At 47.9% G+C, this 16,712-nt stretch carries 15 protein-coding genes; 12 read left to right on the top strand and 3 right to left on the bottom strand.

Annotated features, from left to right (window positions below; genetic code table 11):
- Nucleotides 1–25: 25 nt before the first annotated feature.
- The 3 genes from waaF to OXN25_19065 form a co-directional block, all read right to left on the bottom strand.
- Nucleotides 26–1,054 carry a lipopolysaccharide heptosyltransferase II gene (waaF, locus tag OXN25_19075; GenBank protein ID MDE0426960.1) on the bottom strand — a complete coding sequence of 343 codons (1,029 nt, stop codon included), beginning with the start codon at nucleotides 1,052–1,054 and terminating at the stop codon, nucleotides 26–28.
- Nucleotides 1,055–1,100: 46 nt separating this feature from the next.
- Nucleotides 1,101–1,976 carry a CehA/McbA family metallohydrolase gene (locus OXN25_19070; GenBank protein ID MDE0426959.1) on the bottom strand — a complete coding sequence of 292 codons (876 nt, stop codon included), beginning with the start codon at nucleotides 1,974–1,976 and terminating at the stop codon, nucleotides 1,101–1,103.
- Between the two features lie 184 nt (nucleotides 1,977–2,160).
- On the bottom strand, nucleotides 2,161–3,036 hold the full coding sequence (locus OXN25_19065) for a CehA/McbA family metallohydrolase (GenBank protein MDE0426958.1): 876 nt from the start codon (nucleotides 3,034–3,036) through the stop codon (nucleotides 2,161–2,163).
- A 736-nt stretch (nucleotides 3,037–3,772) separates the two neighbouring features.
- On the opposite strand from OXN25_19065, the gene moeB reads away from it, so the two are divergent.
- From moeB to OXN25_19005, 12 genes are all read left to right on the top strand, one after another.
- The gene (gene moeB / locus OXN25_19060; protein MDE0426957.1) at nucleotides 3,773–4,960 is read left to right on the top strand and encodes a molybdopterin-synthase adenylyltransferase MoeB; all 1,188 of its coding nucleotides are present in this window, start codon (nucleotides 3,773–3,775) and stop codon (nucleotides 4,958–4,960) included.
- Between the two features lie 34 nt (nucleotides 4,961–4,994).
- On the top strand, nucleotides 4,995–5,237 hold the full coding sequence (locus OXN25_19055) for a zf-TFIIB domain-containing protein (protein MDE0426956.1): 243 nt from the start codon (nucleotides 4,995–4,997) through the stop codon (nucleotides 5,235–5,237).
- Between the two features lie 120 nt (nucleotides 5,238–5,357).
- A complete protein-coding gene (locus OXN25_19050; GenBank protein MDE0426955.1) occupies nucleotides 5,358–6,062 on the top strand; it encodes a hypothetical protein in 705 nt (234 codons plus the stop codon).
- A gap of 79 nt (nucleotides 6,063–6,141) precedes the next feature.
- Nucleotides 6,142–7,851, top strand: a complete 1,710-nt coding sequence (locus tag OXN25_19045) for a CRTAC1 family protein (protein ID MDE0426954.1) — start codon at nucleotides 6,142–6,144, stop codon at nucleotides 7,849–7,851.
- Between the two features lie 221 nt (nucleotides 7,852–8,072).
- A complete protein-coding gene (gene cysC / locus OXN25_19040; protein ID MDE0426953.1) occupies nucleotides 8,073–8,690 on the top strand; it encodes an adenylyl-sulfate kinase in 618 nt (205 codons plus the stop codon).
- Nucleotides 8,691–8,745: 55 nt separating this feature from the next.
- The gene (locus OXN25_19035; GenBank protein MDE0426952.1) at nucleotides 8,746–9,570 is read left to right on the top strand and encodes a phytanoyl-CoA dioxygenase family protein; all 825 of its coding nucleotides are present in this window, start codon (nucleotides 8,746–8,748) and stop codon (nucleotides 9,568–9,570) included.
- 3 nt (nucleotides 9,571–9,573) lie between these two features.
- Complete coding sequence (locus OXN25_19030; protein MDE0426951.1) at nucleotides 9,574–10,551, top strand: Ldh family oxidoreductase; 978 nt, start codon at nucleotides 9,574–9,576, stop codon at nucleotides 10,549–10,551.
- A 50-nt stretch (nucleotides 10,552–10,601) separates the two neighbouring features.
- Complete coding sequence (locus OXN25_19025; protein MDE0426950.1) at nucleotides 10,602–11,555, top strand: fumarylacetoacetate hydrolase family protein; 954 nt, start codon at nucleotides 10,602–10,604, stop codon at nucleotides 11,553–11,555.
- 100 nt (nucleotides 11,556–11,655) lie between these two features.
- On the top strand, nucleotides 11,656–12,825 hold the full coding sequence (locus tag OXN25_19020) for a DSD1 family PLP-dependent enzyme (protein MDE0426949.1): 1,170 nt from the start codon (nucleotides 11,656–11,658) through the stop codon (nucleotides 12,823–12,825).
- Between the two features lie 88 nt (nucleotides 12,826–12,913).
- On the top strand, nucleotides 12,914–14,092 hold the full coding sequence (locus tag OXN25_19015; GenBank protein MDE0426948.1) for a hypothetical protein: 1,179 nt from the start codon (nucleotides 12,914–12,916) through the stop codon (nucleotides 14,090–14,092).
- 17 nt (nucleotides 14,093–14,109) lie between these two features.
- On the top strand, nucleotides 14,110–15,768 hold the full coding sequence (locus tag OXN25_19010) for a PQQ-binding-like beta-propeller repeat protein (protein ID MDE0426947.1): 1,659 nt from the start codon (nucleotides 14,110–14,112) through the stop codon (nucleotides 15,766–15,768).
- 15 nt (nucleotides 15,769–15,783) lie between these two features.
- Nucleotides 15,784–16,656, top strand: coding sequence for a hypothetical protein (locus tag OXN25_19005; protein MDE0426946.1), 873 nt, complete (start codon nucleotides 15,784–15,786; stop codon nucleotides 16,654–16,656).
- Nucleotides 16,657–16,712: the final 56 nt, after the last annotated feature.

The following is a 16,712-nucleotide window of genomic DNA, read 5'->3' as shown; positions in this document are numbered from 1 at the left end:
CCTGTCTGCGCAAGTCCTATTTAATTTAAGCAGCGTCCGTTTTCTGACGTAACTTAATCTCCAATGCTTTCAGAACCTCAGCAGTGCCTATTTCTTTCATGCAGAGATGCGGTGCATCCTGTCGATGACATATCTGTTTGTAACACGGACGACAAGAGACAAGTTTCTCAATAACGGTATGCCCTGTTCCGTAAGGTTGATGGCGCGTCGGGCTCGTTGGACCGAAGAGTGCCAGCGTTGGGGTGCCAACTGCTGCAGCAATGTGCATCGGACCGCTATCACAAGTTACACACACTTCGCATCTTTCCAACAACGCACCCAGTTGGAGAATCCCTGTTTTCCCGACGAAATTAATAACCGATAACGAAGCCGGAAGGGATTCCGCAAGTTCCACTTCTTCAGACGAACCGACTAACACGACTTTAATTTTCGGTAGCAAACGGACAATTTGCTGGATAAGATCGGCAAAGTTCGTTACATCCCATCGTTTCGTTGCCCATGTAGTGCCTAAATTGAGAGCGACAATGCGGTTCTCCGGCAATATACCTTCAGCACGTAAGAGACGTTCAACAAACTGTCGATCTGCATCTGTATGCCAAAACTCCAAAGAAGATGGCGCAGTGTCAATATTGAGCAGTTTTAGAACGTGTAGGTATCGGTGGACTTCATGTACCCCTGTGTCGTCTTTACAAGACCCTGTTAGCAGCATCCCACGTCCACTGACATTTGTTCCAACACGTATTGGAACGCGTGCAAGGAACGGTAGGAGCGCGTTTCGGAATGAGGTCGGATGCAGTACAACGGCAATGTCAAATACGCTATCCCGTAGTTGGCGCACAAGGTTCCTAACGGATCGATAGCGGCCTTCTGTTTTGTTATCAACGAGGCAGGTGTCAACATAAGGGTGCGTTTGCATTAAATCTGCCACGCGCGGTCGCAAGAGAAGTGTCAGATTAGATTCAAGATATGTACGTTTCAGGGCGCGCAACGCGGGAGTCAGCAGCACCATATCGCCGATCCATCCCCCTGTTTGGCAGACCAGAATGTTTTGCATCGGATGCACCCGCGAAAAAGGCGACGAGAAACGTCAAGATGTTACCTTAGAAAAAGAAAGGGTTTGACCAGGCCTTCTTACCCGTTTCGTCGGTTATTTCAACGCGAACGTATTTCACACTTTCCGGAATACTGTAGGTCGCCTCGGTCAAGCGTTCACCTTCAGCCGGTAGAACTCGCTTGCCACGACTGCACTGCGCTTTAAAAACAATTGATTGTGCTTCCGAACATTTGACGGTCAACTCTTTTCCATCTAACGTCAGGTCCTTGATTTCGGGTCCAAGCGTAGAATAGAACGCGCCCGTCCGAAGCGATTCCATGATGCCATCAAGCGTCAGTTCTTCCGCTTTGACCATAATCCATCCGTGGAAGCAGTCGTGTTCTGTCCCGTGTGCGTCATCGGCAGCGATACCGAGAACAGGTCCACCCCTATCCAGTAAATCGTCCCACGCCTGTTCTGAAAACCCTTTGCCGATACCCATACAGGTGTCATTATAGACTTCAACGGCGAAATAACCGTGCAACGGCAGATAATCCAGGATCGTATGTCCACACCAATACGGATGACACAAAACCGCTTCACCACCCTGTGACTTAATATCATCAATTACTGCGTTCGGGTGCATCTTCGCGCAGTTTATGCGTTCATGTATATTAATAGCGACGATGTGGTACGTCCCACCGCCATAAGGATTTTCAGGATGCACCTCGCTCCCCGATATTGCCAAAAAATCGGATGTTGTGTAAGCCCCTACATCGTTAACCTTGCGGTGATCAGTTAGCACGAGGAAATCGTAGCCTGCGTCCCGGTATGCAGCGAACCGATCTGAGACGGAAAGTTGTCCATCGGATTCTGTACTGTGGCTATGTGTATTCCCGCGATACCACTGCCCGGGTTGTTGAAAAGGATTTGTATTGAACATTGCTGCTCCTTCTTCTCTCATGATTTTCTAAGTTATTGACAGGGCTTACGCAAAATCAGAGAATTCAGTCTATCTTGTCGCAATCGGTGCGGTTAGGAAACCGCACCTACCGGGGGAGTGCGTAAGTCCTATTATTGAATCGGAACACCCGTAGAAAGGCAATCTTATCTGCCAAGATACTCGCTTAGAAAAAGAAGGGGTTCGACCAAGCTTTCTTGCCGGTTTCGTCGGTTATTTCAACGCGAACGTATTTCACACTTTCTGGAATGCTATAGGTCGCCTCGGTCAAGCGTTCACCTTCAGATGGTAGGACCCGCTTCCCACGACTGCACTGCGCTTTAAAAACAATCGATTGTGCTTCCGAACATTTGACGGTTAATTCTTTTCCATCTAACGTCAGGTCCTTGATTTCAGGTCCGAGTGTAGAATAGAACGCCCCAGTCCGAAGCGATTCCATGATGCTCTCAAGCGTCAATTCTTCCGCCTTGACCATAATCCATCCGTGAAAGCAATCATCTTCTGTCCCGTGCGAATCATCAGCAGCGATACCGAGAACAGGTCCGCCTCTATCCAACAAATCATCCCATGCTTGTTCTGAAAATTCTTTGCCGATGCCCACACAACTGTCGTTGTAGACTTCAATAGCGAAATATTCCCGCAACGGCAGATAATCTAAAATGGTATGTCCTGACCAATAAGGGTGACACAAAACTGCTTCACCCCCTTGTGCCTTAATGTCATCAAGCACTGCGTTTGGATGCATTTCCGAGCAGTTTATGCGTTCGTGTATGTTAATGGCGACGAAGTGGTAGGTATCACCACCATAGGGATTATCAGGATGCACTTCGCTCCCTGATATTGCCAAAAAGTCCGGTGTGGTGTAAGCCTGTACATCGTTAACCTTGCGGTGGTCGGTTAGCACGAGGAAATCATAGCCTGCGTCCCGATATGCAGCAAACCGATCTCCGATCGAAAGTTGTCCATCGGATTCTGTACTGTGGCTATGTGTATTCCCGCGATACCACTGCCCGGGTTGTTGAAAAGGATTTGTATACAACATTGATACCCCTTCTTCTCTGATGCTATGGGTCAGCCGTTAGAGATAATGCCTTAATCTGTTGGGCCTATTGTCCATGTCCACATCCATTTTAGCATATCCACAACTTGTGTGTCAATTTTTTAGTTAATTTTGGGTGTGTAAATATTTTGGCAGTGGATTGTCAGAATGCACGTCGCATTTAGGCGAGTACGCCGCAAATCAGAATGGGCAGGATTGGAGGATTTGCAAGATTATACGGAGGTGAATATGATATTAACTTAATGGTATATTTTTCAGAAATCCACCTTAAAAATGTTACACCAGTGTAACATTTGGTGTGTCGTATGTAACGTTAGAGAACCCAGTCTCCATAAGGGTTTGTTAGCGTTTTATTTTTTCCCGTAAAAAAAATAATTTGGCGAAAAGTGTAACATTTTGTCGGTGAAGATTGTGGGTGTTAATCAGGTATTCAGTTTTGACAGATTTGCAGCGTCCATCCTCCTTTGAAAGTAGGTATAATATAATTATAGTATATTTGCTAACCTTTGTCAAGTAAAAAAGTGCCTTGTTCAATCGTTTTGCGTTGAGGTCTGAAGTGAGATCTGACAAAAGAGGATTCTGTGTAAGTCCTAAAATTTAAAAATTGACAATATCACGCAGTTGTGATATAATTTTGGAAATGCCAAAAACTAAAAATTTATAGAGCCAGAATATGAACCTTGACCTTCATATTCCTTCTCCTCAGGAGAAAAATTTTATGAAATCCTACAGGCAAATCGTTGAGGAAGCCAAAACAGAAATACCAGAAGTAACAGTCGACGAAGTAAAAGCCGAACAGGACCAAGACAGCGATTTCGTACTGCTGGACGTTCGCGATGAAGATGAATATCGTGCCGGTTATATCCCCAACGCTGTCCATGTCACACGCGGGATGCTCGAATTTTCGGTTGAAAATTATATTCCCGACCGGGACCAAAAGGTCGTTGTCTACTGTGCGGCAGGACTTCGTTCCCTTCTCGCTGCCAAATCGCTCCGCGAGATGGGATATACCGATACCGTCTCTCTTGCGGGGGGATACCGGGATTGGATGACTGCGGGTTTCCCGACTGCTCAAGACAAACCGATGTCGCACGATCAACTCGATCGTTACAGCCGACACTTTATGCTGACAGAAGTCGGAGAACAGGGACAAGCGAAGCTCCTTGATGCTAAAGTTTTAATGGTTGGAGCAGGCGGCTTGGGTTCACCGGCGGGTGTGTATCTGGGTGCTGCAGGTGTGGGTCACCTCGGTATTATTGATTCCGATGTTGTAGAACTGAGCAACCTTCAACGTCAGATACTTCATCGTACAGAATCCGTCGGCACCCCGAAGGTGCAATCAGCGACAACAACGATTAAGTCGCTGAATCCGGACATCGACATTACACCGTATAACCTCCGTCTGACTGCTGATAATGTTGAAGAGATTTTCTCGGAATACGACCTGATTGTGGATGGATGCGATAACTTCGCCACCCGCTACCTTGTTAATGATGCAGCTGTGCTGCTAAACAAACCAATCGTTCACGGTAGTATTTTTCAATTTGAAGGCCAGGTCACGCTCTTTAAACCGCACGAGGGACCTTGCTACCGATGCATGTATCCGACCCCGCCGCCACCGGGCATGGTGCCGAGCTGAAGCGAGGCTGGTGTCCTGGGCGTGCTCCCAGGCGTAATTGGTGTCATGATGGCAACCGAAGCGATTAAATACATCCTCGGTATCGGCGAACCTCTTATCGGCAGGCTCGTTCTCTATGATGCATTGGGTATGACGTACCGCGAGATGAAAATTAACCGAGATGAAAATTGTCCGCTTTGCGGCGATAACCCGGTCATTACACAACTGATTGACGACTACGATGCTGCTGCGGAGAATCCGGAAACTTTCGCCCCCGCAGCTGACTAACATTAGCCCGAGATAACCACAAGGAGGAACGTATATGCTGCCTTGCCCTGATTGTAATAACCCTTTGACGCAGTTTCCGATTGAAAACGACGATGTAGATATGGTCAGCTGTGACGGGTGCTATGGCGTTTGGCTTGTCTATCCGGGGGACGATCTTGAGCGTGTAGACAACGTCACTTTTGATGAACTCGTCGAAGCTTACGGCACTGAGTATCCGATTGATGTCGATCCGAGTACAGTGGAACTGCCCGAACCCGTTGAAGATGCTTTGATGTGAATCCAAAAGCATAGTGACGACGTAAATAGTTTAAACGAGAGATTGAGAAATAAAAAAGTAGCATTTTTCTTTTCAGTGTGCTACAATGACTTTAATCCACTTTTCTAAGGAGGTTTGTTAATGCGAACTATCGTTTTATTGACAGTTTTAAGCCTTATCGCGCTTCCCGCATTTGCACAAAAATATATCAGTTGGGAAGCAGAAGACTTTTCTGATTCAAACGGCACAAAATTTGAGGTCTTTACAGTCCCAACCGATCACCCGGGTAATGCTGCTGAAAGTGTAGACGATTACACTGTCACAGAAGCATCCGGTGGTGCTTACATCGGTTCACACAATGGTGCGACCAATGACGGTGGCGACTGGGTAAAATATGAATTCTCAGTCGACGCAGACGATTGGCATTTCTGGGGCCGCGTTATTGCTCCGTCAGTTGGCGACAACTCCTGTTACTGGGTATTCGATGCTGCTGATGGTGATGTTGCCTCTACCAATGATGCGACTATGAACATCTGGGATTTCTTTGAAGTACCAGATCTCCGGGTTAACTATACAACCGATTGGGTCTGGTTCCGGCTGAATACGCGTGATGGTCCGTTTGAAGGCACTGAACTTGTCCAGCACGGCGATGATCCCGTTCCAGTGGAGTTGACTGCTGGAGAGCATACCTTGCATATTGCGCATCGCGAAGACGGCACATACATTGATAAAATCTTCGCGACAACAGATATCGAGTTTGATGCCAACGAAACCGATCCACAGACGGCTGTTGAAGCACAAAACAAACTCACGACGACTTGGGGTTCGCTCAAAGGCGGATTCTAAATAGAACAGACATTTAAAGGCATCCACTCGCTGGGTGCCTTTATTTGTATTATCACCAATGCGAGATATAGGGAAAAAATTGAAGCACTACTGTTATCTCTCGCTCGGTGCTAACACAAATCCCCTTCTACTCACCACTCTCATACTTGCCATCAGTTTTCCTATCTTGCTATCCGCAGCTGAAAATAGAATCCACTTCACTGAACAGACGCAACAAGCCGGTATCCAATTCAAACACACCAAGGGGGCATCTCAACATAAATATCTACCCGAAACGATGGGAGCCGGTGGGCTCTTCTTTGACTACGACAACGATGGGCATCTCGACATCTACCTTGTCAACAGCGGCACCCTTGACCGCGACTCCAAGCCTCGCAGGCAGCCTGACGAAATGAACGTTCTCTACCGGAACAACGGTGATGGAATGTTTACTGATACCACAGTCGCAGCGGGACTTCAACACAATCACGGATACGGTATGGGCTGCATCTCCGCAGATTACGACAATGACGGTGATGCCGACCTCTACCTTACTAATTTCGGTCCAAACCAACTTTATCGGAACAATGGTGATGGTACCTTCACAGATGTCACATGGGACGCAGGGGTGGGAGATGGGAACTGGAGCGTTAGCGCGTCCTTCGGAGACTTCAACCTTGACGGACATTTAGACCTCTATGTGGTAAACTACCTGGATTACCAACTCGAAACAGCGCACGCCTGTTTTCTGGAAGGCGTGCATATCTACTGCGGTCCTCACGAATATCCGGGAGTTCGGGACACGTTCTATTGGAATAATGGGGATGGTACTTTTACAGATGCCACTTCCCGCGCCGGACTCCACAACGCCGGTAAAGGGTTAGGGACACTCTTTACAGACTACAACAACGACGGTTACCCTGATATTTTCGTTGCCAACGACGCTGTCCCAGATTTTCTCTATCGGAATAATAAGGACGGTACTTTTACAGATGTTGCATTAACAGCAGGAGTTGCTTACAATTCAGAAGGTCGAGCGACAGCAAGTATGGGGATCGCTTCGGGTGATTACGACAATGACGGCGCGTCCGATCTTTTTATTACAAACTTCTCCTTGGAAGTCAACAGTCTTTTTCACAATGACGACGGGGATTTCTACACGATGACCACCTTTGAAGCGGGATTGGCTGATCTGAGTTTCTCACAACTCGGTTTCGGGACCAAGTTTCTCGATGCGGACAACAACGGCACGCTCGACCTCTTTGTTGCAAATGGGCATGTGTGGGACAACGTATCAGAAATTACGCCGTCGCTCTCCTACAGACAGAGATGTCAGATCTTTGAAAACACCGGTTTGGGACAATTCAGGGAGGTATCCGAGACAGCTGGTGCGTTTTTCAAACGTCGAGTTGTTGGGCGCGGTGCAGCCATCGGTGACTATAATAACGATGGCGCGATGGATATTCTTGTTACATCCAACAGTGAATCCGCGGTGTTACTACGAAATGACTCTCAAATGACGAAAATAAATAATTGGGTGAAAATTGTGCTTGTTGGAACCAAAAGGAACCGAGATGGCATTGGTGCGAAAGTCTGGGTGCGGACAGCGAAAACAACGCAATTCCGAGAAGGGACGTGCGGTGGGAGTTATGCTTCAGGTAGTGAGCGGATGCTTCACTTTGGTATAGGTTCAGAAAAAACAATCCAATCTATCAAGGTAGAATGGCAAAGTGGACATATCCAGACGCTTGATTTTTCAAACGCGGAAAGCCCCATAAACCGAGTTATCCACATTACAGAAAATCGGTAAAAATAAGAGTTCTGCGGGTCTTTGTAGCGTAAAATTTGGGCAACTTGCGTTAATTCCTGACTTCAACAATTGCCTACCCAAACATTTATACACTCTTGGTTTTATTTATATTGACATTAGCTGCATTCGCGCGTATAATAGTATAGGGATTACACCTAATTATGGAGGCACGTTTAGAATGTCTCAATTTTTTGATTTTTTAACATGTGAGGAATAATCGATTGGCTCAACAGAAATCAACGAACATCACGTGGCATGAAGCAATTGTCACGGTAGAAGACAGAGAAAAATTACTGAATCAGAAAGGCTGTGTGATTTGGTTCACTGGACTTTCGGGTTCCGGTAAATCGACTTTAGCAAACGCGGTCGAACACGTATTGCACCAGCAGAACCACCATACATACGTTTTAGATGGCGACAACGTTCGACATGGGTTGAACAAGAACTTAGGCTTCTCACCGGAGGACCGTGAGGAAAATATCCGTCGTATCGGCGAAGTGTCGAAACTTTTTGCGGATGCAGGTACTATCGTTATGACTGCTTTCATCTCACCTTATCGCGACGATAGAGACACGGCAAGAGAACTCATTGCGGAAGGTAGATTTGTCGAAGTTTTCGTTGACTGTCCACTCGAAGTCTGCGAAGCACGCGACACGAAAGGTTTATACAAAAAAGCACGCGCTGGGGAGATTCAGGAGTTCACAGGTATCAGTGCGCCCTACGAACCTCCTCTGGATCCGGAAGTCACAGTGAATACGGCAGAACTCTCTATCGAAGAATCCGCAAAGACAGTCGTCGCGGCTCTTGTTAAGGCGGGTTTAGTGCCTGCTGACAATTAGAACCGAGAAAGGATGCCTTCATGACCCTATAGATACTACAGAGAAGGTATGGAACATGAAAGTGGAATCAGTCATCAAGGACTTCAATGAAAACGGCTTCTGTATTCTTCAGGGTATTTTGGAGCCAGTTGTGCTTACGGGGGTCAAAGACGAATGTGAAGCATTAGTCGCTGAACTTGCGGCACAACGGTATACACAAGGTAAGTTGATGAATACCTATCGTGATGCCCCATTTGAAACCCGCCTGATGCTGCTCTACGAAAACTATCCAGACGAAAATCCGACTATCTTTCGTCCAGAACTGCACCGAGAAGGCTTTTTCGGTGTGTTCGCCCATCCTGTCCTCCTTAAACTTGCACATAGGATCCTCGGTCCAGAGATTCGATTGTATCCAAACTATTCCGTGCGTCCGAAATTGCCTGAGAACAAACGTACAGAAGTTTTGTGGCATCAGGATGCTGGTTATACTTCAGAGACAGCGGATGTCTTGCGGATGATGAACATCTGGGCACCCTTAGTACCAGTCAATGTTGAAAATGGGTGTATGGAATTTATTCCGGGAAGCCATAAATGGGGAGTCGTTCCACACGAAAAAGACGAGTACTATCTACGTATCCACGACGACTATATCAAACCTGTCGAAGCAGCTGCGGTTCGTATAGAGATTGACCCAGGGGATGTTGTGATTTTCAGTAATCTCCTGTTTCACCGCGGGTTACCAAACCGGGCAGCACACGTCCGATGGAGTCTGGATTTTCGTTACCAAGATGCCAGACAGCCGACACTCCGCTCGACCCAAGGACATCTGCTCTCTTCACAAATCACACCCGATGCCGTCGTTAAGAATGCTGCAGTGTGGGCACAACTGGAGTTTCAATAAATTATGAATGTAGTTCCAAAAGAATTTATCCGCGTGATGCCGGATGCAATGCGAGACTTCATCAGTGAAGCCTTCCAGAAGGCTGGGACCTCAGAAGCGGATGGTGCGCACATAGCACACCTGCTCGTTCTCACGGATCTGCGGGGTGTGTTCAGTCATGGCACGCGCCAAACGCCCGGATATGTAGGGATGATGCTTGACGGCAAAGTAAATCCACGTCCAAATGTCCGCTGCATTGACGAATCCCCAACAACAGCAGTCTATGACGGCGATGGTGGTATGGGGCATTTTGCTTCGTATCATGCTGCAAAGGAGGCCGTCAAAAAAGCCAAAGAAATGGGATTGGGTGCTGCAACGAGTCGGAACCACTTCCACTTTGGGAGTGCTGGCAAGTATTCACGGCTCGCGCTTGAAGCAGATTGTGCCGGATTCGCGGTCTCCTGCCACCGTTTTCGACATAGTTCTGAGAGCGTAATTGCCACTGCAACGGGTGCTTCGCCGATGAGTTTTGCACTGCCAGCGGGCAACCAACCGCCCATAGTCGTCGATATGGCAACCGGCATTGACACCAAGCTGCCGTTGGAAGCGGCGTTCGAACAGAGTCCAGCTGCGTTCTTCAAGATGTTGGGGTTGAGTCATGTGAGTCATGCGCTCGGTGGGTTTATGGCAGGTATCTGGCTATTCGATAAACCGCCGGATCCGCCAACAATCTGGGAGGGTGCCAATCAAGGTGCTTTTATCGCAGCAATTGACATTTCTCGGTTTCGCCCAATTGCCGAGTATAAAGCAGAGATCGATCAACATATCCACGATGCTCGACAGATGCGACCGGCACCGGGTTATGACCGATCAGATTTGCCTGGCGGCTTAGAATGGGCGCGCGAACAGGAATGGGCTGAAATCGGCATCCCCGTTGGCAAAGAACATCAGGAACAGTTGAAAAGCGTCGCTGAACGCGTTGGTATTTCGCTTCCATTTTAAATGCTGACGCGGCATAAAGTATCAATAACATTGTGCAAGGACAATAAAGAATGAAACTCATCCAATTTCATCTACCAAACTTAGGCAAGCGGGTTGGGATTGTTACCCGCGAAGAGGAAGTCATTGACGTAACAAGCGAAGACTCACCGAATGTATTAGAGATACTGGAACTTGCCCATCGGGAGCAAGTCAGCCTCGGTGTAATACTCGCGGACATCCAAGAAAAGGTGGCGACTCCGACCCCTATACGACTTCAGGCACATCCCGATGAAGAAAATGCAACCACGGAATCAGATGGACTTACATTAAAAAAATTAGATGTTGCCCCTGCTGAAAATGTTCCACACCTCTTAGCACCGATCGACTCCCCCGAAGTCTGGGGATGCGGTGTCACCTACAAACGGAGCGCGGATATGCGGGACGACGACAGTGAACAGGACATCTACAGTCGCGTCTACTACGCCGATCGACCTGAGATATTTTTCAAGGCGACTCCCTCACGTTGCGTAGGTCCTAACGGCTTTATCGGGATTCGGAGCGACTCTGCGCTGACCGCGACCGAGCCTGAACTCGCCTACGTCCTCGGTGACAACGGCGAAATCATTGGATATACGCTCTGCAACGATGTATCCGCCTGGGATATTGAACGGGACAATCCGCTCTACCTACCGCAATCCAAAGTCTTTTATGGATGTTGTGCGCTCGGTCCTATGTTTGTTACACCCTCTGAAGTAGATGATCCGTATAATCTGGATATGACGTGTACCGTTCTGCGGGGCGATGAAGTTATCTATGAAGGTAGCGTGAACACCTCCCAAATCAATTGGAAATTTGAACAACTCACGGAATTCCTGATGCGGGATAACCCGATTCCGTTCGGCACCGTCGTCTCGACGGGGACAGGTATCATTGTACCGAACGATCTGCCACTCGCTGCAGGCGACCTTGTGAAAATAGAAATTGACGGGTTCGGCACCTTAGCAAACCCTGTAAAGCAGCTTTAGGATTTTTTAACGATTAAATCTGAGCTGCGGCGGACGTTGTCCTTGCAGATTCCTTTTAAAGAAAAGTAGTATGGAACTCTTGAAGTTTTTTAGGTGATTTATGAAAAAAGCAGTGAACTTAGAGGAAAACCACAAGGATGTAGGACGCAGTGCCCAGGAGCAATCGTTTAAAATGCCTTTTATCGGCATGCACAAAACGGAACTGGATACGCCTGCCCTACTCATCGATTTAGACAAAATGGAAGCCAACATACGGACGATGGCGGCTTATTTTTCGACGGTGAACGCACAGTTGAGACCCCACTTGAAAACGCATAAAACACCGATTATCGCCCACAAACAGATTGCGGCGGGCGCGATTGGCGTTACGTGCGCAAAGTTAGGTGAAGCAGAGGCGGTGATTCACGCAGGAATTCGAGACGTACTCATCGCCAATCAAATTGTTGGCACCCAAAAGATTGCGCGCCTTATTAATCTCGCAAAGCACTCGGAGATTATGGTTGCAGTTGATAATTCCGAGAACGTGCAAGCCATCTCTGAAGCAGCAGCGGCGAAAGACGCTAACGTCAGGATGTTAGTGGAAGTTAATATCGGCATGGATCGCTGCGGCGTTGAACCGGGTGAACCCGCATTGGCACTGGCTGAACTGATACGCAAAAGTCCAAACGTTGAATTTGAAGGCTTGATGGGATACGAGGGACATACTGTCGCGAAACCCGACAAAGCGGCACGGAACGCTGCTGCACGTGAGGCTATGCAAATTCTGGTGGATACAAAGTCCTTCCTTGAACAACACGGCGTAGCAGTATCCATCATGAGTGGCGGTGGGACTGGCACCTTCAACATTACGGGTAGCATCCCTGAAATGACAGAGGTACAAGCCGGTTCTTACGTTTTGATGGACTCTACTTATGGAAACGTAGAAGGGATTGGCGAACATTTTGAACGTGCTTTGTCAGTTCTGGCAACTGTTGTGAGCCGCCCCTCCACGGATCGGATTATCGTCGATACGGGTTTGAAAGTGCTTGCTAAAGAGTTTGGTATTCCGCAACCTATTGGCGTAACGGGTGTAGAGATGACCGGACTCTCTGAAGAGCACGGAAAGATACAGGTATCCGATGAAAACGTCTCTCTCAGTCCGGGAGATAAACTCGAAATTTTGCCAACGCACTGTTGCACTACAGTGAACCTCCATGACAGATATTACGGCATTCGTAATGGTATTGTCGAATCTGTGTGGGAGATTGCAGCCAGAGGGAAAGCGCAATAATGATCACAACTAATGCGTTTGGAACGTTGACTTGCGGAGTTGTAAGCCATCTTGTCATAAAACATCAGAATTATACAGGAGAATTTCAATGCAGATACCAACGTTAACCTTCAAGCTATACACTGTCCGCAAATCCTATTACCTTTTCTTTCTGCTGGTTACAAGCCTTATCGTACTAACACAAGCATCTGTGGAAGGCTACATTGCAAAACGGTATACCGTCAGACAAATCGTTGCGGAAAGCACAAACGTTGTCTTCGGAACCGTCAGTGAGGTTAACACCGAACGAAAGACAGCAAAAATCAAGGTCGAAGAAAATCTCAAGGGCAAAAGTGAATTTCAAGAGATTAAGATGCGTTTTGATGTCTATAAAGGAGAAACTGACTACAGAAAAGAAATTATCCGTTTCCTGAGGGAAGGCGAACCGATTATAGTCTTCTATCTGAAAGCTGGTAGGCGCATTGACAGCATCGCACACACGCGAGGAAAATGGTTTCAAACCCAAGTCACAAGACCGAGAGATAAAGACTGGGGTTGGTGGCTGTTCACACACTTTGAGAAATATCTCAATAGAGACAAGGTGTCAAGGCGAGATTCAACACCGAATTTTCAAGATGAGTTACGTAGAATGCTCAGTGGAGATGCGCTTCAGCTTCTGTTACTGAAAACAGAACGGTATGAGTCGGAACCGCGTGCTATTGGTGAACTGGATGCCGTAGCAGATTTCGGTTTCGTTTATCATGCGACGACTGACCGGAACCTGCCGACCCTCGATGAAGCAGATATTCTGTGGCTCGGTTTTCGCGCGCTCTCTGAAGGCAGATACCGGCTTAACGACAAACAAGAACGACAGATTAGAGAATTCGTGAAGAACGGCGGTATTGTCATCGCTTCGGGACAGGATAGCGACGACGATCGTCCGTGTGGCAGCGGGTGGTTACCTGAACCGCTCAAGGGTGTGGAGAGCCCAACCCGAAACGATTTCAAAGTGACTTCCCAAGCAGGTGAACTTTTCAAGGCACCCAACCGCATCCGATCTGGGCAGCTCGCGCTCGATGACTCATGGCGGGGATGGAACGATAAATATCAGATACTGGCAACGACTAACAATGGAAAAGAGATTGTCGTCGCCAAACTCAGATATGGAAAAGGGATGTATCTCATCACGAATCTTCACAACCAAAGGAGCGCGCAAATCGCTAAAAATCGTCGGATGCTTGAGAACTTAGTGCATTTCGCTGTCGGATTTATGGAAGAATCCAAGTAACAGGGAAGGAGATGCAAATGAGAAAAGCAGCATTAAAAGGGCTGTCAGCCGTCAGCCGTCAGCAATCAGTAGTTAGCCGTCAGTTCCTAACCGCTGAGAGTGGAGCGCAGCGGAACGCCCCGAAAGCCGATAGCCCATCGAAAGCGAATACAAAGTTGCTGCTAACAGCAATCTTTTCTTTTGTTTTTCTTGCCTCAGCAAGCCCTGCCTACGCTGTTATTCCGCAGCTTCTCGGACCCCTGACGGCGTTGCTGAGTATCGTCCCGCAAATTCTTGCTTTCGTTGGGGTGGCACTGCTGACAGGACTCGTGTTTGCCAGAGATACAGTTAAAATGTTTTTTTACAAGTGCCGCGATTTTGCTGCTGCACATAAGGTTACTGCGACTATCTTCAGCGTCGTTATTCTGGTTGGGTTTGTTTGGGGAACTTACTTATTGATTGACACGGCACGAAATTGGACAACTCTCACCCCTGAAGCAAATGTCCAGAACACGAGTGCAGGAAACACAAGCGTTAGCAGAGCATGGTCAACTTTCCGAGGTGAAAAAAATCGGACAGGACACGTAGACGGACTTCCGGGACCAACACACGGCACACTGGCATGGGTGTTCAGGGACGAAGAGGCGATGGCGGTTGACTTCTCTTCCTCACCAGCAGTTGTCGGAAATCGGCTTTATATAGGTTCTTCACACGGTTCGATTTTCTCTCTCGGCGGTGCGACGTACTGCATTGATACGGAATCACAGAAGGTCGTCTGGCGGCATAGTTCGCGTATCCCAATTTTCTCGCCCCCTGCCGTTGCCGGCGGCAGAGTCTACATCGGGGAAGGCTACCATCAAGACAGCAATTGTCATCTCCGGTGTCTTGACGCAAACACTGGTGATCTTATCTGGTCCTTTGCAACAGCGAGTCACGTGGAGTCAACACCATTTATCAGTCAAGGGAAACTTTATTTTACAGCCGGTGGTGATGGTGTTTATTGCATTGATGCCTTAGAAGGTCAACAGATTTGGCACTACGGTGGGGTTCATGCTGACATGTCGCCCGTTGTGCATAAGGGAATAGTCTATTTCGGGACAGGCTATGATGGTTACCAGATTCTTGCGGTCAATGCAGAGACAGGCACTGAAGTTTGGTCAAAACAGATGCCTTATCCCGTGTGGGGAAGCCCGAGTGTATACGAAGATATCGTCTTTTTTGGACTCGGAAGAGGAAACTTCTCCGAGAGTGCCCCCATACCCGCGGGCAAAGTCGTCGCGCTTAACGTAGAAACAGGGGACACCGTATGGGAGCACGAAGCGGAAGACGCAGTTCTCACGGCGATCGCTGTTCAAGATGGCTATGTTATCTTTGGTTCGCGCGATGGATATGTCTATTGCCTTGGGGCAATGGACGGGGAACTTAACTGGAAAACGGATCTCGGTGGACCGGTTGTCTCCTCACCGGCTGTAACGCCGGAAGTCGTCTATGCGGCGACAAAAAATGGATATATCTACGCCCTCTCTGCTGGTAGCGGAGAGATGCAGTGGGAGTTTGATACGAGAACTGTCACACGAAATATAGAATTCTATTCATCACCTGCGGTTGCCAACGGATTGTTGTATATCGGAAGCAGCGACCGGTATATTTTTTGTTTGGGTGGTGATGTATCGGACAGAACTATTGGTAACCGCTAACAAGGAGAAAGAAAAATGAACAATAATGTAAAGCAAAGACAAATTTTGCCGCGTATGGGCAAAATTTGGATACTGACAACCGCATTCGCGCTGCTTACAAACATCACAGCAGATGCCCAGTGGCGCAGCAAAACACACGATGTCTATAATGCACTGGTAGGGATTGATGTCACAATTGACGGAGACCTTAACGAATGGGACGGTATGCTTGAAGCCGTCACAGGTACGGATGGGAAACCTTTTTGTGGGGTTGAATACTCTGGAAACGTTTTTGAAACACATAATGGTGGAAAATGGACGGGTCCCGATGATCACGAGACCTGCTTCATGATTACTTGGGATGCTAGTGCTGTCTATCTTGCGCTGATTGTCACCGATGATGAGCATGAGCACGCTGCCGCTCCTGCGTGGAACGGTGATGGTGCACAACTCGCCTTTGAAATGAGTGGCAAACGGACTGCTGGACATCAAATGTTCCTGTACAATATCGGCTTAGACGATAAAGGGAAGGACATTCTCCCAAACGCACTCAATGAAAATCCGGGGGGTGGCGGCATTGTCCCCGGCGATGATATCGCCGTTATCCGCGACGAAACAGAAAAGAAAACCTACTACGAACTCAGATTCACGGCGGAAGAGTTGCAAGTGAAAGGCAAAAAATTTAGCGATGGATTAGAGTTTGGTCTGGGTATTTGTGTCAACGATGGCGACAAAGGTGCTGGACAGGACGGACAGAAAGGCTGGAGTGGTTGGTATACTCACTCTATTGTCTTCGGAAAGAACTCGGAACATACGGGTTTAGTCGTTCTCACCAGTGAGGAACTCGCTGTCAAAGCCGCTGACAAGTTAACGACGACCTGGGGGAACTTGAAGGCGATTAGTGATTAGCGGTCAGCAGTCAGGTCGCCTGCTACGCAGGCTTTCAGCGGTCAGTAACACGTTGT

It is taken from the genome of Candidatus Poribacteria bacterium (assembly GCA_028820845.1).
GTDB lineage: Bacteria > Poribacteria > WGA-4E > WGA-4E > WGA-3G > WGA-3G.
The sequence above is the reverse complement of the archived record's forward strand: the minus strand, read 5'-3'. Positions and strand labels throughout refer to the sequence as shown.